General features: G+C 61.2%; 12 protein-coding genes. 5 read left to right on the top strand and 7 right to left on the bottom strand.

Going from position 1 to position 18,239, the window contains the following annotated elements; translation table 11 throughout:
- Positions 1–12: 12 nt before the first annotated feature.
- The 3 genes from BXY39_RS08470 to BXY39_RS08460 form a co-directional block, all read right to left on the bottom strand.
- Complete coding sequence (locus BXY39_RS08470; protein ID WP_211332150.1) at positions 13–315, bottom strand: antibiotic biosynthesis monooxygenase family protein; 303 nt, start codon at positions 313–315, stop codon at positions 13–15.
- Between the two features lie 247 nt (positions 316–562).
- Positions 563–1,615 (bottom strand): phytase, encoded by a 1,053-nt coding sequence (locus BXY39_RS08465; RefSeq protein WP_121938442.1) that lies wholly within the window; start codon positions 1,613–1,615, stop codon positions 563–565.
- A gap of 30 nt (positions 1,616–1,645) precedes the next feature.
- Positions 1,646–4,447, bottom strand: a complete 2,802-nt coding sequence (locus tag BXY39_RS08460) for a TonB-dependent receptor (RefSeq protein ID WP_170163711.1) — start codon at positions 4,445–4,447, stop codon at positions 1,646–1,648.
- Between the two features lie 306 nt (positions 4,448–4,753).
- Between BXY39_RS08460 and BXY39_RS08455 the strand changes: the two genes are divergently transcribed.
- Both BXY39_RS08455 and BXY39_RS08450 read left to right on the top strand, forming a co-directional pair.
- Complete coding sequence (locus BXY39_RS08455) at positions 4,754–5,284, top strand: RNA polymerase sigma factor (protein WP_170163710.1); 531 nt, start codon at positions 4,754–4,756, stop codon at positions 5,282–5,284.
- Position 5,285: 1 nt separating this feature from the next.
- Positions 5,286–6,446 carry a FecR family protein gene (locus tag BXY39_RS08450; RefSeq protein ID WP_121938439.1) on the top strand — a complete coding sequence of 387 codons (1,161 nt, stop codon included), beginning with the start codon at positions 5,286–5,288 and terminating at the stop codon, positions 6,444–6,446.
- Positions 6,447–6,638: 192 nt separating this feature from the next.
- On the opposite strand, the gene BXY39_RS08445 is transcribed toward BXY39_RS08450, so the two are convergent.
- The 4 genes from BXY39_RS08445 to BXY39_RS08430 all read right to left on the bottom strand — a co-directional run bounded on the left by BXY39_RS08445 (position 6,639) and on the right by BXY39_RS08430 (position 11,157).
- Entirely contained in the window at positions 6,639–7,565 is a 927-nt protein-coding gene (locus BXY39_RS08445; protein ID WP_121938438.1) for a trypsin-like serine peptidase, read from the bottom strand.
- Positions 7,558–7,737, bottom strand: coding sequence for a hypothetical protein (locus BXY39_RS08440; protein WP_121938437.1), 180 nt, complete (start codon positions 7,735–7,737; stop codon positions 7,558–7,560). The genes BXY39_RS08445 and BXY39_RS08440 overlap by 8 nt, the downstream gene beginning before the upstream one ends.
- A 181-nt stretch (positions 7,738–7,918) precedes the next feature.
- Entirely contained in the window at positions 7,919–8,950 is a 1,032-nt protein-coding gene (locus BXY39_RS08435) for an ACP S-malonyltransferase (protein WP_121938436.1), read from the bottom strand.
- A 2-nt stretch (positions 8,951–8,952) separates the two neighbouring features.
- The gene (locus BXY39_RS08430; RefSeq protein ID WP_121938435.1) at positions 8,953–11,157 is read right to left on the bottom strand and encodes a dehydrogenase E1 component subunit alpha/beta; all 2,205 of its coding nucleotides are present in this window, start codon (positions 11,155–11,157) and stop codon (positions 8,953–8,955) included.
- 512 nt (positions 11,158–11,669) lie between these two features.
- Between BXY39_RS08430 and BXY39_RS08425 the strand changes: the two genes are divergently transcribed.
- From BXY39_RS08425 to BXY39_RS08415, 3 genes are all read left to right on the top strand, one after another.
- Positions 11,670–13,034, top strand: a complete 1,365-nt coding sequence (locus BXY39_RS08425) for a methyl-accepting chemotaxis protein (protein ID WP_170163709.1) — start codon at positions 11,670–11,672, stop codon at positions 13,032–13,034.
- Between the two features lie 137 nt (positions 13,035–13,171).
- Positions 13,172–14,464 (top strand): Vgb family protein, encoded by a 1,293-nt coding sequence (locus BXY39_RS08420; protein WP_211332149.1) that lies wholly within the window; start codon positions 13,172–13,174, stop codon positions 14,462–14,464.
- Positions 14,465–14,791: 327 nt separating this feature from the next.
- Positions 14,792–18,232, top strand: a complete 3,441-nt coding sequence (locus tag BXY39_RS08415) for a hypothetical protein (RefSeq protein WP_121938433.1) — start codon at positions 14,792–14,794, stop codon at positions 18,230–18,232.
- Positions 18,233–18,239 lie beyond the last annotated feature (7 nt).

The raw sequence follows: 18,239 nt of genomic DNA, 5'->3' as shown, positions 1-18,239 counted from the left end.
CGGCATGTTTTGTCAGGCGGACACCGCAAGCACACTGTGGCGCAGAACGGCGCTCGGCCCGTTTATGCAGTCCAAAAACGGTCTCACGGACTCCGTTTTCGGCAGGGCCGCAGCCGCTGACTGCGCGGCTTCCAGCGTTGCCCATTCGATATGCTCAACCCAGGTCCCGTCCTCACCACAGGACAGCCGGCGGGCGATGAAGCCGGGGCGATTCTTGATAAATTCGGTCGAGGCGGCAACGGTTTCGAGAAACCGTTGTTTCGAAACACCATCCTCCAAGCGGAAAGTGACTGTTTCGATGATATGAGCGGTCATGATGAAATGCCTTTTTATGAATGAGGACATCACCATAAGCGGTGCCAACTGCCACCCCCATGTCAGCGGACACAAGCGTCGGTTCATTTTGTACCGGAAGAAAAACACACGCGGCCGTGCCACCGCAGGGCCTGTATATACGCCCCATCGCGAAGAGCTGCTGACTGACTGGTCAGTCAAGCTGTGCCCGCGCAGGAGTAAAATAGCCATTATTCGCCTTATACCCGGCCTTCGATCTTATCCTGTTTTACTCCCGCGGGGCCGCAAGCCCGGCCTCGACGGCGCGCCAGTCGACGATTTTGAAATTCTGCGCAGCCCGGGGGGTATCGTCCGCCGTGCGGCCGTCATGGGCCAAATCGCCCTGCCCTACATTGAAACCGTCCTGTACGATCAGAAGACCCAAGGGAAAATCCACGCCCAGGGACACGGATATGGCGGCGATTCCGTCGGTTTCCTGGGCACCGTCGACAGCGGCGTCGCGATTGGCGGCGATGCGAATTATACCGGCAAAGGCATAGGGCGGGCTGCGGTCATACAGATGATAGGTATCGTCCCCTTGCGAGGAGGCGACCAGATACCCCTGCCCGTCCGGTTTTTCATACAGGGTGACGCCTTCGACATCGGCCGCAAGGCCGGTGGCACCGCCCACCATATCCACCAGCGTCATGCCGGCGCGGTCAAATACCCCGCCGGCAAAAGGTACGGCCCAGATACCCTTTTCCTCCTCGCCCACGTGGAGGGTTTTGTGAAAACGGTCATAAACGCAGCCCTCGATCTGGCTGCGCAGATACAGGGGTGGCAAGGCGACCGGCGGCTCGGAAAGTGATAGAAGCCTGTAGGGCTGGACATAGCCCTGTTTGTGCGCGACGAAAAGAACGACTGCATCCCCGTCCCGCCCCATGCAGAAACCATAGGGTTCCGGCGCAACCGAGAAAGTACCGATACGCCGCGTGGCCGCAAAAGACACGGAAAACAATGTGATGGAATCGTCGGTGCGGTTGGACGCGGCGGCCAGATCGCCCGACCAATCCGCCAATGTCACCCCCTGCAGGACGTCCACATTGTTCACGCGGCCAACGGCAAGGAAGTCATGCTGGCGACCGTCGAGTGTGTAGACGGCCAAACCCGCCTTTTTGTCAGTGCCGAGGATCAGGCTGTTTTCCGGCGCGGCGGTATTGTACCAGAGAGCGGGGTCATCAGCGGCGTCGTCGGCGCTTTGCACAGGCACAGTCTCACGGATGGGCAGGACATCGATCACCGGTGCCAAAAGGACGAGCAGGGTTATAGTAGCAATCATCATGGATGTTTTCCCTATTCCGGTATCCGGTTTCTAGAAGACCGCGCGAAAGGTCAACTGAACACGGGGCTGCGCGGTTTCGCGCTCAATCTCAAAATTGTCGAGATCGCCGCCGGTGATCGGCCCGTCGAACCCCTGTTCGGCCTGGATGGTGTTGGCGTCGAGGAGATTGTTGCCCGACAGGCGGACGACCATGCTGTCCCCAAGGCGTTTTTCGACAAAGGCTTCCAGATTGGCGGAAAAGCGGGTTTCTTCAAATTCATCAAAGAAGGTCGCACGGGAGCGGCCCTGTTTCTGATAGGAAAAGCCAAGGGTGACACCCTGCGGCCGGAAGCTGTGGGTCATACCGACATTATAGACATATCGCGGCTGATCGTTGAGACGGACACCGTCAGTCCCGGCAAAGGCATTGTCAGCGCTAGACCGCAGAAGGGTAAAGTTACCGAACAGACCGGTGTCCGGCAGGTTGAGAAAGGTGAGCGGTGTCGAGACATCAAATTCGATGCCGTAGACTTCGGCGTCGCCGACATTTTCAAATGTGAAGGCATCGCCGACGATCAGGTCGCCGTCGTCATCCTCGATTTCGCCGTTGGCCCCCAGATTGATCAATTGGATCAGGTTGGAAATATCGCGGTAGAACCCGTTCACACCGAACACACCACCCCCCGGCAAATCAAATTCAAACCCCAGATCGAAGCCGTTGGACGTTTCAAATTCCAGATCCGGATTGCCGGTGATGGTGTCGAGATCGTCGGGCTGGTCATCCAGCAGAAAAGGGATGCGTTCGTTAAAGTCGGGGCGCCTGACGGTGCGGGCATAAGACGCGCGAAGGGTGACGGCATTGGCCAGCCTGTAGCGCAGATGCGCCGAGGGATTGAAATCAAAATCATCGGATGTGGCCGAGACGGCTGCACCGTCGGCAAACCCGTCCTGATCGGTTTCGGTGTATTCAAAACGGGCGCCGGTTTCCAGCGACATCCGGTCGGAGACCTGCCAGTCGACCAGAACATAACCGTCATAGCGATTTTCCTGGAGGGAAAAGACACCGCCCAGATCGCTGGGTTCCGGATTGTCGATGTCGGGCACACCATCATCAAAGCCGAACACCTGCAGGGCGCTGTCACGATCCCGCAATCTGACCTGAACACCGGTTTCCAGCGTCACGGCATCGACACCGAACGCCTTGGCCAAGCCGGACAGTTCACTTTCGATACCGGCGGACAATTGCCATTCCTGGTCATCGATGTCGAAAATCTCCAGCTCATCCGGGTCGGGATTAAAGGGTGCGACAGTGAAACTGTCGCGAAAGGCGGTCTCGGTCGGCAGGGGGCCGTCGATATCCTCGGCGTCCAGTTCAAAATCGGTTTCCTCGATCCGGTTGTCGAACCGGTTGAGGGCCGCGCGGACATTCAGCCGCGTGGTGGCGGAGAGCTCGAAAGACGCCGCTGCCGACAGGCCGTAGTTTTCCTGATCGAAATCGGCCTCCTGAGCTGTGACGGCGACAAGATTGTCGGGCGCGTCCTCGAACACCAGTTCGTCTTCGCGTTCCTCGCGGTCCGTGTTGATGAAAAAGGCGGACACTTCGAAAACGTGGCCGGCTTCGGAGCGGTAGGTCATATCGCCGCTCAAGGCGATATCGGTGTTGTCGCGCACATCGTTCTGGATGGTGCGTTCCTCGCCGTCGCTGATAATGGATGTCCCGTCGCGGATGCCGAGCGCGTCGATCGCAGCATCGACATTGGCGAAATTGTCCGGATCGAAGACCTCCTGAACGGTGAATTTGTTGTTGAAGCGCTGCTGGACATTGGCGTTGAGGGAATAGATCAGCCGATCATCCAGTGCCTTGCCGGCATAGCCGACGGCACCGCCGCCCCGGAACCGGCTGTCGTTTCCGGAAACACTAGGCGTATAGAGGATACCGGTGCCGCGCACGTAGCCGCCTTCGGGCAGCGAGGCGCCTTCCTTCAGGACGATATTGATGGTCCCGGCAATGCCCTGGCTGTCGATATTGGCGCTGGGGCTGCGGATGACTTCGATCCGCTCGATCAGTTCGGCGGGAATACGGTCGACGAAGACCGAGCGCGACGTACCATCGGGGCCGCCTGCGCTGGTGACCGGCTTACCGTTGATCAGAATTTGCGTAAAGCCGTTCGCCAACCCGCGAAAGCCCGGATCGTCGAACTCACCGACATCGGTCGAGAAGGATATGCCCGGTACGCGTTTCAGCGCATCGCCGACCGATAGCGGCTCGAACCGCTGGAAGAAGGTGTTGTCATAGACAAGTTCGGGCGCGATGGACCGCGTGCGGTTGCGGGTCGGTACAGAAGCCGAGACGATGATTTCTTCCGGCAACCTGTCGGCGGCGGCAATGGTGGAGAAACGCTCGCGCCGGAAGGATCTGTCGGGGATATCGCTGTCCGTTTCCAGTGCCTCGGGGGCCGGTTTGCGGCGGGCAGGGGATTTACCGCCGGCCTCGGGCACCTGGCTGTTCGGGACAACGGCAATGGTGCGGTCGTTGAGATAGCGGTAAGACAGGCCGGCGGGCGTCAGCAGCATGTCGAGTGCCTCCCCGACCGTATAGACCCCTTTCAGAGGGCGCGAGCGGTGCCCCCTGGCGTCGTCGCTGTCAATAACGATCTGGGTGCCGACCTGCTGGGCCAGATCGTTGAGCGCCGCGTCAAGGGGCTTGGCGGCGATGTCGATGTCCCGGTCGATGTCCTTCTGGCGCACCGGCTGTGCCTGGACGCTTGCCGCCGGCAGGGCCGTCATCATGGCCGCGCATCCGAGCGCCGCGCCATAAGCCAACGGTTTTAACCGGCAAGAGGGCTGTTGCATGCTGTTTCTTCCCTGGATCATGGATGACTGTCTCTGATTTCTGGCTCTGCTATCCGGCTTTGCTGCCTGGCTTTGCTATCTGGCAAACGGCCGGCGTGTCTCACGCCCTTAAGAGTGGCTGCGGCGGCAAAATTGGGTGACCCATCATAAAAAATTCACAGTCGGAAGCGGCGAGGCGGGAAGACAGGCTGCACGGTTTCAGCTTTTTTACTGAAGGACGCGCCCAAAACAGGGCGCCGGACCGCTCTTTACATGAGAGATCATGGAGCTACATGGCCGGCACAGGCATTCAGAGGCGGCACAGGGATGCAGGACCAGCAGACGGACAGCATGTCGAAACCGACGGATATCGCCAGCGTGTTCCGGCAGTATTCGCCCTTTCTGCTGCGCTATCTGTCCTCGCGTCTGGGCAGCGAGGCGGAAGCGCACGACCTGGCGCAGGAGGCCTATCTGCGGCTGTTACGGGTTCCCGATCTGGAGATCATAGAAAAGCCCGAAGCCTATCTTTTCCGGATTTCCGCGAACCTGGCCAATGAGTTTCTGCTGAAACGCGCCAAATCGGGCGACACGGTGGATTTCGACGGGCTGGAAGATACCGGCGGCATCAGTGACGAGGCCCAGTTTGAACAACAGATCGAGGTTCGGTCGTCGGTGCGCCGGCTGGACAGTATTCTGGACACCCTGCCGCCCCTGTACAGGACGGTTCTGCTGATGCGGAAGCGGGACGGATATTCACACCGGGAGATCGCGGAGCGTCTGAAAATCTCGACCCACAGGGTGCACCGCTGCCTGAAGAAAGCGCTGGCCAAATGCCGTTCAGAATGGCCGGAGACATAAGATGAAAAACAAATCCGCCGTCAACACACAGATCGCCGAGGAGGCCGCCGAATGGGCGCTGCGCATCCATGACAATGCCCTGAACGCGGCGGACCGCCGCAAGCTGGCTGAGTGGCTGAAGAGGTCACCGGTTCATGTGGAGGAACTGCTGATCGCGTCGTCCATCCTGGCGGGTGTTGAACAGGGAACCGGCACCGCCTGTCCAGACATTGCGGAAGACAGGGCGGAAGACAGGGCAGGCAATGTGGTGACGCTGACGGGACTGGACCGGGATACCGGTGAAGATGCTGGCCGATTGGCGGGGACACGGCCCGGACAGGGCCCTGAAGACGCCCTCGGAAACGATATGGGGACCGTCAGACATGGGCGACCCCTGTGGTACAGGGTATCGGCCATGGCGGCCGCCATGATCCTGGCCCTGTTCACCGGAGCGTCCCTGACCATGTTGCACAATGGGTCAGATTGGGCGACGGACAGGGCACCCACCGTCAAAGCGGAAACCGACCTGGGCGAGCAGCGCCGGCTCGTTCTGACGGACGGGTCCACCGTGCATGTCAACACCCGCTCGCAGGTGGTCGCGGATCTTCAGAAGGATGCGCGTCTGGTCACCCTGATCGGCGGGGAGGCATTTTTCAACGTGGCACCGGACCCGGACCGTCCGTTCCGGGTTATTGCCGGTGAAACGGTGATCGAGGCTGTCGGGACGGCCTTCAATGTGCGTTTCATCGACGGGGAGGCCACCATCGCGGTCAGCGAAGGCACGGTGGCTGTGGGCAACGCGGCGGCACCGGATGTCGCCAGCCCCGGACAGGATGCGGGCACGGACACACGCATTCTGCTGTCAGTGGGGGAAACCGCCCACTTCACCGCGCAGGACACAAGCCCCGTCATCAGCACGGCCAATCCGGATACCATCGCCGCCTGGCGGGCCCGTCAACTGGTGTTCGAAGGGGACGACCTGACCACCATCGCCGCGGAATTCAATCGTTATAACCGCGTTAAACTGGTGATCGTCGGCGACGCGCTGGGCAAAAAACGATATTCCGGCGTGTTCAATTCCGACGATCCGGCATCCTTCATCGCCTTTCTGGAACTGACCGGAACCGTGACGACGGAGCGGACAGGCGACACGCTGACCATCCGGCAAGCCGGGGCAGAGTGACGGCAGGTTTGCGGGCAGATATAGTGCCCTTAAGAAAGGCCGCCTGACTGACTAATCAGTCAGGCGGTGTCCATACGCGGGCTGTCCGCTGGAACCCTGTGGCGAGCCTAAATTCCATTATAGAGTAGGGGTTTACCGGTGCGGCGGCATCGCCGAACGGGTGCGCATGGACGACACAACAGACGATGCGTCCTAAGCGTCCTTGACCTTGTCATACAGGCTGAGAAACCCTTCACCGAAATAGGGTGAATACATGGTGTCGGGACTGCTGGTATAGCGGAAGCTGTTTATGCCGTTGGCATAAACAGCATTGCTTCTTTGAATGACCCAGGGCCCGCCCGAGCAGCCGCCGGTCATATTGTTGTGCATCTGGACCGGATTGTTGCCGTCGATATATTTGCCGCGTGACTGCCACATCTCGGCACCGTTGAAATTATACCCGGGCACCGGTGCGGCGGGGTAGCCAATGGCGGTATAGGGACCCTGATTGGGCGGCGCGTTCGCGATCCAGCCGAGGGCGCCGGTGCGGGGGCGGATCGGACGGTCGACCAGAAAAACGGCGAGATCGTATTTGTAATCGTGTTGGCTGCTCCACCCGTCCAGCGTCCAGATACGCTCGGCGGTCCAGCGGCCGACAGGCGCCTGTCCATTATGGTATTGCGGGACAAAGAGAATGCGGTCCGCCCAGCCCCCTTGTGAATTTTTGTCATATACGCAGTGACCGGCGGTAAAAACGGCGCGCTCAGAGATGACCCAGCCGGTGCCGACAAAATTGGCGCCGTCAAACTGCATGAACATCTTGCCGACGGTCTTATAGGGCAGGACGGTCCGGTCTTGCACGGGGGAGGTTGAAAACCCATCGCCAAGCGGCAGGCTTTCCAGAAAATTGTCCAGAACGCCGTCATCCGGGGCCTGGCTTTCCATCATGGTCAGCGGACCGGGCTGTTGCCACAGTGCCTTTTTCAGAGGTTGGATCGAAGGTTCGGGAAACCGCATTTCGACCGGCTCGGCCCTGGCCATTTCCGCGTCGGTCCAGAAGGTTTCCACATCGGACATGCCGCGCGCCGTCAGGGATTGCAGGTCATCGCTTGAAACAACCCGATTGAGCGGATCAGCCATCGTCGTTCAAATCCTTTTTGACCGGTGCTGCCCCTTCGATGTCCAGGGGACGCGGTTTGGCCGTTTCCATGCGCCCCTTCGTCCAATAGTCGAGAATATCCTCGTGGGACCTGGCGGATTTTTTGGTTTTCACCTTTGCCTTTTTGTCCGGGGTGGTTTTGCCGTTGCTCATGGCGCGGCTCCTTCACGCATCGCTGCAAGCCTGTAAGGCGGATGGGAGGAGAGTATCGCACAAGGCACCCGATTTTATGGGTCAAGTATTTCACACGGAGTCCATAAAAGCAATTATCGGTTGTTTTTATCGCCACCACGCATGTCTTAGGGAAGGCCCGGTTCAGGACCGCGGGCTTCCGTCATACGGTGGTGACGACAGACGCACGCTGGTCGTCCATGCCCATCGCAAACAGGATGGGCGCGCGGTCCTGCACGGTTTGAAAATCAGCCTTGGACTCCAACCCCTGCCAACCGGCCCCGATCAGGGCCTGTGCCGTCGCCCCGCCAAGGGTTGTGCCCGGTCCCAGAACGATCAGAATATCAGGCGCGAACTCCCGCATACCGCTGACGATGGCCTGCGTGAAATCATAGGGCTTCAGCACCTGATGCCGGAACGTATAGTCCCACAGGGCATTGAGCGCCGTGGCCTTCGGCAGCCAGACGTGGCCGCGCCCGTCGACCAACGGCAGGTCAGGCTGCTGAAACAGGTCCACGCCAAGCACCGCCCTGCCCTTGGCGGACACAGGCGCCTGCAGGGGCGTGTGAAATGCCGCGTGATTGCCAAGCCGCATGGGGAACCGGCCATCGACAGGGTCCAGACGGGCCTCGGCCTCTGCCAGCGCCGCCTCGGACCCGGCGAAAACGATCATACCGCCAAGATGGATGGACACATACAGATCGGGAATGTCCCGCACCAAATCCATCAGCGCCTGACACTGGCCCGGAACGGCGCGCCAGTCACCATCGACAAAGGGATAAATCATCTGTCCGCCGATGAGCGCGTCCTGCATCAGGGTGCCCATGGTGTTGACGACCCGGAAACCGTTGCCGGCGCTGAGCGCCCCGGCGCATGCCAGCGCGGTGTACCACCCCATGGAATTGCCGGTGACAGCAACAATGTCGACCGCCTGCCGGTCGATGCTGAGAAAATCGGCGTAGGAACAGGCATAAATGAGGGCGGAGGCATTGTCCCCGCGCGTAAATTTGGCCACCGAGAAACGCTGCGCGGCATCCAGCGCGGCGACCGGGTCCTGATCGAGGGCCCGGCGCTGTTCGTCAAAACCGGCGATGATATGCGATCTGTCCCCGTGATACCGGGCCAGATAGCCCAGTTCCCCGGCATTGTAGACACCGCGTCCGGGACAGACGACAAGGGCGGTTTTCCGTGCCATGGTCACACCTCCGCCGTCAGTTCAAGGGCGGCCGCGACAATAGCGTCGCGGGACGGCAACGGCGCACCGTAGGCCGGGCCGGTGGCGATGAAACAGTCCTCGGCGGCCAGGCGGGAGACCACCTTGCCGGCGTGTTCGGCAAACAGTGTCACCAAAGCCTCGCTCTGCGAGCCGGTGGCGCGGCATTCATCGACGATCAGGACTTTCCGACACGGGGCGACGGCCTCCAAAATGGCGTCGGCCGGCATGGGGGACAGCCAGCGCATGTCGACGATGCGCACGGACAGACCGTGCTGTTCGGCGAGAATTTTTTCCGCCTGACAGGACAGATAGACCCCGTTGCCATAGGTGACCACGGCGAGATCGGTGCCCTGTCCGCGCACATCCACCGTGCCCAGGGCGGCGCGGTCCTCCACATCCGGATACATGTGGGCCCAGCCGCCGTCACCGGCGGTGTGCAGATCCCGCGTCATATAAAGCGCGATGGGCTCGACAACAACGACGACACGCTGGTCCTCACGGGCAAGGCGCACGCTTTCGCGCAGCATCAATACCGCGTCGCGCCCGTTGGACGGACAGGCGAGAATGATACCGGGAATGTCGCGCAGCACGGCGAGCGAGTTGTCATTGTGGAAATGGCCGCCGAAGCCCCGCTGGTAGCCAAGACCGGCGATCCGTACCACCATGGGGTTGCTGTATTGACCGTTTGAGAAAAAGGGCAGGGTCGCGGCCTCGCCGCGCAACTGGTCCTCGGCATTGTGCAGATAGGCGAGAAACTGGATTTCCGGTATGGGCAGCAGGCCGTTGTGCGCCAGACCGATCGCCAGGCCGAGAATGGACTGTTCATCGAGCAGCGTGTCGATCACCCGGTGACGCCCGAAGCGCTGGCTGAGACGCTGGGTCACACCGTAAACGCCGCCCTTTGGGCCAACATCCTCGCCGGCGAGAACGATCTCGCCATGTTGCAGCATCAGGTCGGTGAGCGTCATGTTGATCAGTTTGGCCATGTGAAGCGGTTCGCCCATCTGCCGCATGTCGCTGCTGCCGAATGTCGTCTCGCGCGCCGCCTGCGCGACCGGGGCAACCGGCCTGCACAGCCGTGTCGGGGGGATCAGACTGGCCTTGACATCCGCTGCGGTTTTCAGTTTCGGCCGGGTGACCACCTGCCGCGCCGCGCGCTCCACCCGTGCGCCGACTGCGGTGTAGGTTTCCACCACCTCGTCCGCTGTCATGATGCCGAGGTCCATCAGCCGCCGGGCGGTGTGCAACAGCGGGTCATTGGCCTCGTCCGCCTCGATTTCCTGGCGGCTGAGATAGGCCGTCTGGGCATCGGCACCGGCATGACCGTATAGCCGCACGCAGGTCATATGCAGGAACACCGGTGCTTTATGGCGGCGAACATGGGCGACCGCGTCACGGGCGACGGCATGGGTTTCGACCACGTCCAGCCCGTTGCAGCGCAGATAGGTCAGACCGGGGCGGCCGGACACGGACGCGGCCACCCAGTCCTTCGGCGTTTTCACCGAAATGCCGATGCCATTGTCCTCACACACGAACAGAAGCGGCAGCGGCACATGCTGATAGGCAGTCCAGCCGGCGGTGTTCAAGGCGCCCTGCGCCGTCGAATGGTTGAGCGAGGCATCGCCGAAACTGCACAGCACAATGGCGTCGTCGGCCATGGCGCGATGGTCCGGCCGCAGCCGCCTGGCGAGACCGACGCTGTAGGCGGCGCCGACGGCCTTCGGCAGATGGGAGGCAATTGTCGAGGTTTGCGGCGGGATGGTCAGCGACTTTGAGCCCAGCACCTTGTGCCGCCCGCCTGAGATGGGGTCCTCGCTGGAGGCGGTGAAGCTGAGCAGCATGTCCCAGATCACCGTCGTGCCGGGCACCTGCCGCGACCGCGCGATCTGAAAGGCGGCATCGCGGTAATGCAGAAACGCCATATCGGTGGGCCGGCAGGCCGTGGCAATGGCCGCGTTGCCTTCATGGCCCGAGGAGCCGATGGTATAAAACCCCTCGCCCCGGGCCTGCAATTTGCGCGAGGTCCGGTCGAGCTGACGGCTGGTGAGCTGGGCGTGAAAAATCTCCACCAGGGCTTCCGGCGTCAGCCCCGCCTCGACCAGGCCCGTGTTGCCGGCAGGCGGCGGCAAGCTCCCGGCCCTGACCCGGTTCAGAAAATTCTCATGAACAATATCCGCGCGGTCCATCCCATTCCCTCAAAAAATTCACCGGCACATCAACAGTGGGCCCGAAAGCAAGAGCCTATATCCCGTATCAGTATCCAGTATTTGCCCGGATAGCATGCGGCAAATGCAGCCTGCGCGTATTTTCCGGCATGGCAAAGGCGTCAGGGTTGCGCCCGGCGGTGCTGACCGGCCCCACGGGCAAGCCATCGTGACTGACTGGTCAGTCAGGCCGGCGCCGGGGATGGAGGCACACGATTTCAGGGGGCGCGCCAGTGTCCCTGACGGACACGCCCCCTGGATAAAGGTAGTTTATCCATCGCCCCGGCCGCGCATTCGCATATCGCACCCCAAGCGCATGACGAAAAGCGGCCGCTAATAATGGATTAACTTAATTTCCTGCACGCTCGGCCCATGCTGTCACCGGCATATTCGGAGCACCACGGCCGCGACCCGCGCGGGGAGGCGCCTCAGGTCGGGGGGATTACACCGATGGAATGGTGTTCACTAAAGTGTTTTCAACGGGCAGGACGCACATGGATCAGCACCACAACACCACCGTCACAAACGGCTGTGAAGCCGTAGCCGGCGGTGCCCAGGAACAGGAAATCATCGCCTGCCTGGAGGCAATGGCGGACGGCGATTATTCACAGACACCAAAGACAAAAGGCCCACTGGCGGAGGCTGTGGGCCGTTTAATGGATGCCCTCAACCAACAGCGGCGGCGGGATCTGGTACGCACCGTTTCTTTCTCCATGCAGGCCAGCGAAACCACCGCCGCAGTGTCCTTTGTCACCGGTGACGTGCGGGATGTCGCCAATAACACACAGACAATCGCAGCGGCGATGGAAGAGCTTGACGCGACGGTCAACCAGATCTCAGAGGCCAGCAACGCCGTGGTCGAGGACGCCCAGGCAACCGAAAACTCGGTCGATGCCGGGCTGGCCTCCGTCACCCGCGCGATCGAGGGCATCGATATGATCTCGCGCACCGTCACGACCGCCGGCGAGCGTATGGAGCGCCTGACCACCGCCTTTCAGGATATCGCAGCCGTCCTGACAAGCATCGACGAGATTGCCAAGCAAACCAACCTTTTGGCCCTGAACGCAACGATCGAAGCGGTGCGTGCCGGCGAAAGCGGCAAGGGCTTTGCCGTGGTTGCCGGCGAGGTCAAGCAACTGGCCAGTCAGACCGCCAAGGCGACGGACGATATCCGCCACAAGATCGGCACGATCGGCGATGAGATGAGCCATATGTCGACGGCGATGAGCGAAACCGCCACCACGGTCGATACACAGCGCGGCGAAATCCATGAAACAGGCGAACAGATCAGGGGCATTGTCGACGCGGTCCGCAATGTCACCGCCCAGATGTCTGCGACGGCCTCCAGCGTCACGGAACAATCGGCCGTGGTTCAGGAAGTGGCGCGCAGTGTCAATGTGATCCGCGAGAAGACCGACCACTCGGCCGCCAATGCGGAGAAAGCCGTCGCGGCGGTCAATCGCTCCTCGAAACTGATCGACACGATTCTCGGTGAGTTTCAGGCGATGGAGATCCCCAACGCCGTGATTGATTATGCAATGTCCGACCATTTTCTGTGGAAGAAGAAACTGGCGGCCATGCTGGTCGGGGCCGCCGAACTCAAAAGCTCGGAACTGGCGAGCCACCATGAGTGCCGGCTGGGGAAATGGTATTACCAGATCAAGGATGAGGCGATTATCCGGCATCCCGCCTTCAAGAAGATTGAAGCCCCGCATGCCGCCGTTCACAACCACGGGAAAAAAGCCGCCGAACTGTTCGCCACAGGCGACCGGGTGGGGGCCCTGGCGCAATTCGACGAGATGGAGAAGGCCTCGCAGGATGTTGTCGCCCTGCTGGGCGACCTCAAGGCGGCAGGTTAGGATATCCCCCCTCCCTGAAACGAAGTATCTGATGGTGCCGAACCGGTCCGGCCCCGCCGTCTTTCGGGGGTTTTCGTGTGCCTTCCGCTGCCGGAGCGAATATTGTGAAGCGGTTCCCGTGGCAATGGAGCCCGACCATGTGTGACAATCCGACGGCCAACCGAAACAAGCTTTGGAACAAAGGGCGTAACACATCCTGGGCGTGCCATGCGATGGCCGCGCTCGCCGTTGCCTTGGGTGGTGGCGGCTTCATCCCGCCCGCCGGGGCTGACGGTCTGCCGGCCGGGGCGGGTCGGGAACAGGTGCAAACCTATTGCACGGGCTGCCACGGCACCAACCTGATCCCGCGCAGTTCCGGCTATGACAGAAGAGGATGGCGCGATCTGACCGCCACGATGATCGACCTGTCCGCCGTGCCGGAAGACCGGGCCGTGATTGCCGACTATCTGGCGACCCACTTTCCGCCGAACGACAGGCGCACACCCGTGATCATCCCGGCCAAAAGAGACATCACCTTTACCGAATGGGTGGTGCCGACCCTGGGACAACGACCCAGGGACCCGGTTCAGGCGCAGGACGGCGCTGTGTGGTGGGCCGGGCAGTGGGGCAATCTGATCGGCCGCATTGATCCCGCAAGCGGCGAGATGACCGAATATCCCATGCCAGCGGGCGCCCACCCCCACACCGTGACCGTGGATACCGCCGACCGGGTCTGGTACACCGGCAACAGGAACGGCACGGTCGGTGTCCTCGACCCGTCCACCGGGGATATCACCGAATATCCCATGCCCGACCCGGCGGCCCGCGATCCGCATTCGGCCATCTTCGATGCCGAGGGCATCCTGTGGTTCACCCTGCAGCACAGCAATATGATCGGTCGCCTGGACCCGGTGACGGGCGCCGTGTCCCTGACAACCGCGCCGAGCGCCAAATCCAAACCCTACGGTATCAAGATCGACGCCGACGGGGTGCCCTGGGTGGCCTGCAACGGCCGCCCCTGCCTGCTGCGCGTCGACAGGGACACCATGGATGTACGGGAAGTAGCCCTGCCCACACCGGGCACCACCGTCCGCCGCCTGGACATCGCCGATGACGGCACCATCTGGTATGTGAATTCGGGACAGGGGCGCCTTGGCCATTATGACCCCGACAGCGACAAAATCCGCGAATGGCCGTCACCCAGCGGTGCTGCCGCCCACCCATACGCCATCGCGGTAATCGACGGTATCGTCTGGTACAATGAATCCGGCATGCGACCAGACACGCTGATCCGTTTCGACCCCGAAACGGAGTCCTTCGAAAGTTGGGCCATCCCGTCGGGGGGCGTCCATGCCGGCATCGTCCGGCACATGCGCGCCACCGCCGACGGCAATCTTCTGATCCACCAAAGCGGCACCAATCGGATTATGCTGGTGACGATCAAACCGTAACCGGCCGGAAGCCAACCGCCACCCAAGGCATTTTGGCGGACCGGCTGACCTATTCCATCGAACCCATCGGTCTTTTTCAGTGTCTTGCCGCAGTTTCGTCCCCGAACGGATTGCCGCACCAGACCAAACGGCTTTGCAATTGACACCCGGATGAAATTAATACACAATCATTAATTGTGTTTAGGCGGTGATTTCCTGCCTGCCAACCGGGTCTTCGACTTGGGGAAAAGACCCTTGTCGTCACCGTACCCGCTGCCCTGTCTGTCAAGGCGTCAGTGTGCCGGCGTCTCCAAGTTGCTTAAAAAAGACGTTTGGGGGAAACCGTTCATGAAAGCCTTTGTTTCTGCCGTTTCGATGGTTGTCTTCTCGTTTTCCGCGCAGGCCGGGATCTGGTGCGAGGCAACACCGCCAAAACCCTACAGTACCGCGGCGGACCTTCAACCGACCAAAGGGACATTCGAGGGCACGACGTGCGCGCAGCTTGAGGCACAGCTCGAAACACCCAGCGCGACCCAACCCGTCGGCGATAAATCGGCGCCTGAAGTGTATGAAAATCTGGTCAGCCAGTTCTTCATCAATATGTGCCATCGCCGTCTGGCTCCCATCAGCAACGGCGTTCCCACGGGTGAGGGCTGGTACCGCGACAAATTCGTGCGCCAGCTGGGCCCGGACATGGCCACCGGCGTGACATTTGGCGCTTCCGGTTCCGGCAAATGGCAAACCAGGAGCAAGGGTTTTCATGACCCCGCCGTGATCTGGTACAATCAGACCGCCTATGAGTGGATATCCCAGTACCGAAAAGGGGATGACTCGCGGTATACCCCCCCGGAAACCCCGATGCCCGATGGCGCGATCATCGTGAAGGAAATGTTTCCCGCGCCCGCCACCGTGTGCCAGGACCGCGATCCGATGACCCTCTATCCCGAAAACGGCATCGCTTTCATGGTGCGTGACGCGGCGGCAACGCAAGACGGCTGGTATTGGGGATATTACGGTCTGGCGCTTGGCGAGACCAAGACCAAGGCGCAAAAGAATTTCGCGACGCAAAACACGAAATACAAGCCACACCCGACCACCAAGAACGTCTCGGCCAATGACTGGCCCGCGCAGTATCAGGGCGCGCCGGCGATGGGCTTTGGGCAGTATTGCCTGAACTGTCACGCGTCCGCGATCGACAACTCGACCTTTTCCAGCATGAACAACATGCAGCTCGGCACGGGCGAGCCCCACAGCTATTTGACCAATGCATGGTTTGAAAAACAGGTGTTCAGCGATCCGGTCGCCTTGACACCGTCGACCGCGGCCGTCAGGCCGCCGCTCTCCCCCCCGGACGGGCACAAGGAACGCGCCCTGCAGGCCGCGATCGATGCGGCACAGGCCCGGGACGAAACGATGGACAAGACGGTGGACAAGACGATGGACGGGGCCCTGGCGGCGGTCGCGGGCCTGGTCGAGACCTATCTGTACGACAAAACCCCGGTTCCCACGGACGCGGACGGTATCAGCATGATCAGCGCGACCTATGACACGGCAACCGCCTTCGCGGGTCCGCTGAAAGATACCAGCCAGTATCTGACATCGGACCAATGTGCCGGCTGCCATGACGCGGGCGGTACGGGGATGCAGTTTGACATGACCCAGCCGCTGACGGTGGCGGAACATGCGCGGCTGGTGGAGAATGCCGGCAGCGGCGTACCCGTACCGTATCTTTACAATTATTCGCCTTACGCCACCTGGCGGACCTCTCCGATGGGACTGGCCGGACGGGATCCGATCTTTTTCGCGCAACTGGCCTCGGAGACCCAGACCTTCCACCCGGGCACCGGTGAGGACAAGACCCTGCCGGATTTCATCGACAACACCTGTCTGGGCTGCCACGGCATTTCAGGCCAGCGCCAGTTTCAAATCGACACCTATGATGCGAAAACAAACACCTGCGAAGATTTCACGCGCAGCGCTGTGAACACCGTTCCAAAAACATTCGATGACCTGGCAGCGCGTCACGCGGCGCTCGCCCGGGATGGCATCAATTGCACCGCCTGTCACCGCATGGACTTTGCCGATGCCACCGTTGCCACCGGCAACACTGGCAGCGGTCATGCAACGGCCCCTGTCGCGCCGCGTAACGTATGTGTTGAGCAACGTCAGGACATCTTCAGCCAGAACGGCGCGGGCAAACCGCCCAACACCAACTTTGCCGCCACGTTCACCGGCAGCTTCAAGGTTGGTCCGGCCACGGATATCAACGGCCCGTTTGGCGGCCCGGACGACAAGGCCGGCGCGATCAGACCCGTGCCGATGCAGAACGCCCTCGGCATCACGCCGCAATATCACGAGGGCTTTACGGACTCCGCCGTTTGCGGATCCTGCCATACGGTGCATTTGCCGGTGCTGGGCGAGACGGACAAAAACAGCCCAGAGCCGAATATTCTTGGCTATGTCTATGAACAGACGACCTATCCGGAATGGGCCTTCAGCGATTTCCGTTCTGGCAAACTTCTGGACCAGTATCTGCTGGGCAAACCCGATCCCGGCAGCAAGGCGGGCGAATGCCAGGACTGTCACATGCCCAGCAAGACGCCCAAGGGCGATGATTTCGTCAGCAAGATCGCTGGCATTCAGGAGCGTACGAATTATCCGGTCACCGATTATGCGGAATCGGCGGACGCTATCGATCTGCCCTACCGCGAAGGCTTTGCCAAGCATACGCTGGTCGGTCTGAACATGTTCCTTGTGGAAATGGCGGACCAATTCCCGAGCGTGCTCGGCATTCCGTCCCAGAGCCCGATGCTTGTCAGCAACGGCTTGAACCCGGCCGATCTGACAAAGCTTGCCATGCTCGACAATGCAGACGATGCAACGGCGAGCGTGGCGGTGACGAAAAGCACATCCGCGCCAACCAATCCGAAGACCCAAAAAGCCTACGGCCATGCCTATGACGTGACGGTGACGAACCTGACCGGGCATAAGTTCCCGTCCGGCGTCGGGTTCCGCCGCGCCTTTATCGAGTTCACCGCGTATGATGCCAACGACACCGTGCTGTGGCAATCGGGGGCCGTGAACCCGGCCGGGCAAATCGTCAAGGGCACGCAAGAACAGGAAACGATCACGGGCGAGGTCTGGTGGACCAAACAGTGCAGGCGGCCGGCCGACTGGACGGACAGGCCGCATCAGCCGCATTATGAGCTGATCACGGCGCAGGATCAGGCGCAAATCTATCAGGAACTGGTCAGCACGCCGCCGGCCGGCGCAACGACGAAAAGCTGCGGCCATGCCGCGAAACCCGAAGGCACGTTGACAACCAGTTTCCTGTCGATCTGTGCGGAGGTCAAAGACAACCGGCTTTACCCGTCCGGCTTTTTGCCGCTGGCGCATCGCGTCAGGATCGCCAAGGCCCTGGGCGCGCAGCCCAACCTGGCTGAAGACACGACAGCGGTCGGTGTGACCAATGCGTCGGGCGTCATCGACCCCGACTATGATACCGAGGCCCCGCCGCCGCCCGGTGGGGACAGCCCGATCACCGGGGCCGACAGTCTGACCTATGCCTTTGATCTGCCGTCCGACAGCAAACCTGTTGCCAGGGTCACGGCAAGGCTGTTGTATCAGGCAACGCCGCCCTTCTATCTGCAGGACCGCTTCTGCACAGGCCATGGCACGGATACGGAGCGGCTGATGTATCTGGTGGAAAACCTGGTCAGCGACAAGACACCGGAGATCAAGGACTGGGTCCTGCAGGTCGGCGCCACGGCCGTGTATCCGAGCCCGTGATACGTCC

It is taken from the genome of Eilatimonas milleporae (genome assembly GCF_003688555.1).
In the GTDB taxonomy this organism is placed as follows: Bacteria; Pseudomonadota; Alphaproteobacteria; order Sphingomonadales; family Kordiimonadaceae; genus Eilatimonas; species Eilatimonas milleporae.
The sequence above is the reverse complement of the archived record's forward strand: the minus strand, read 5'-3'. Positions and strand labels throughout refer to the sequence as shown.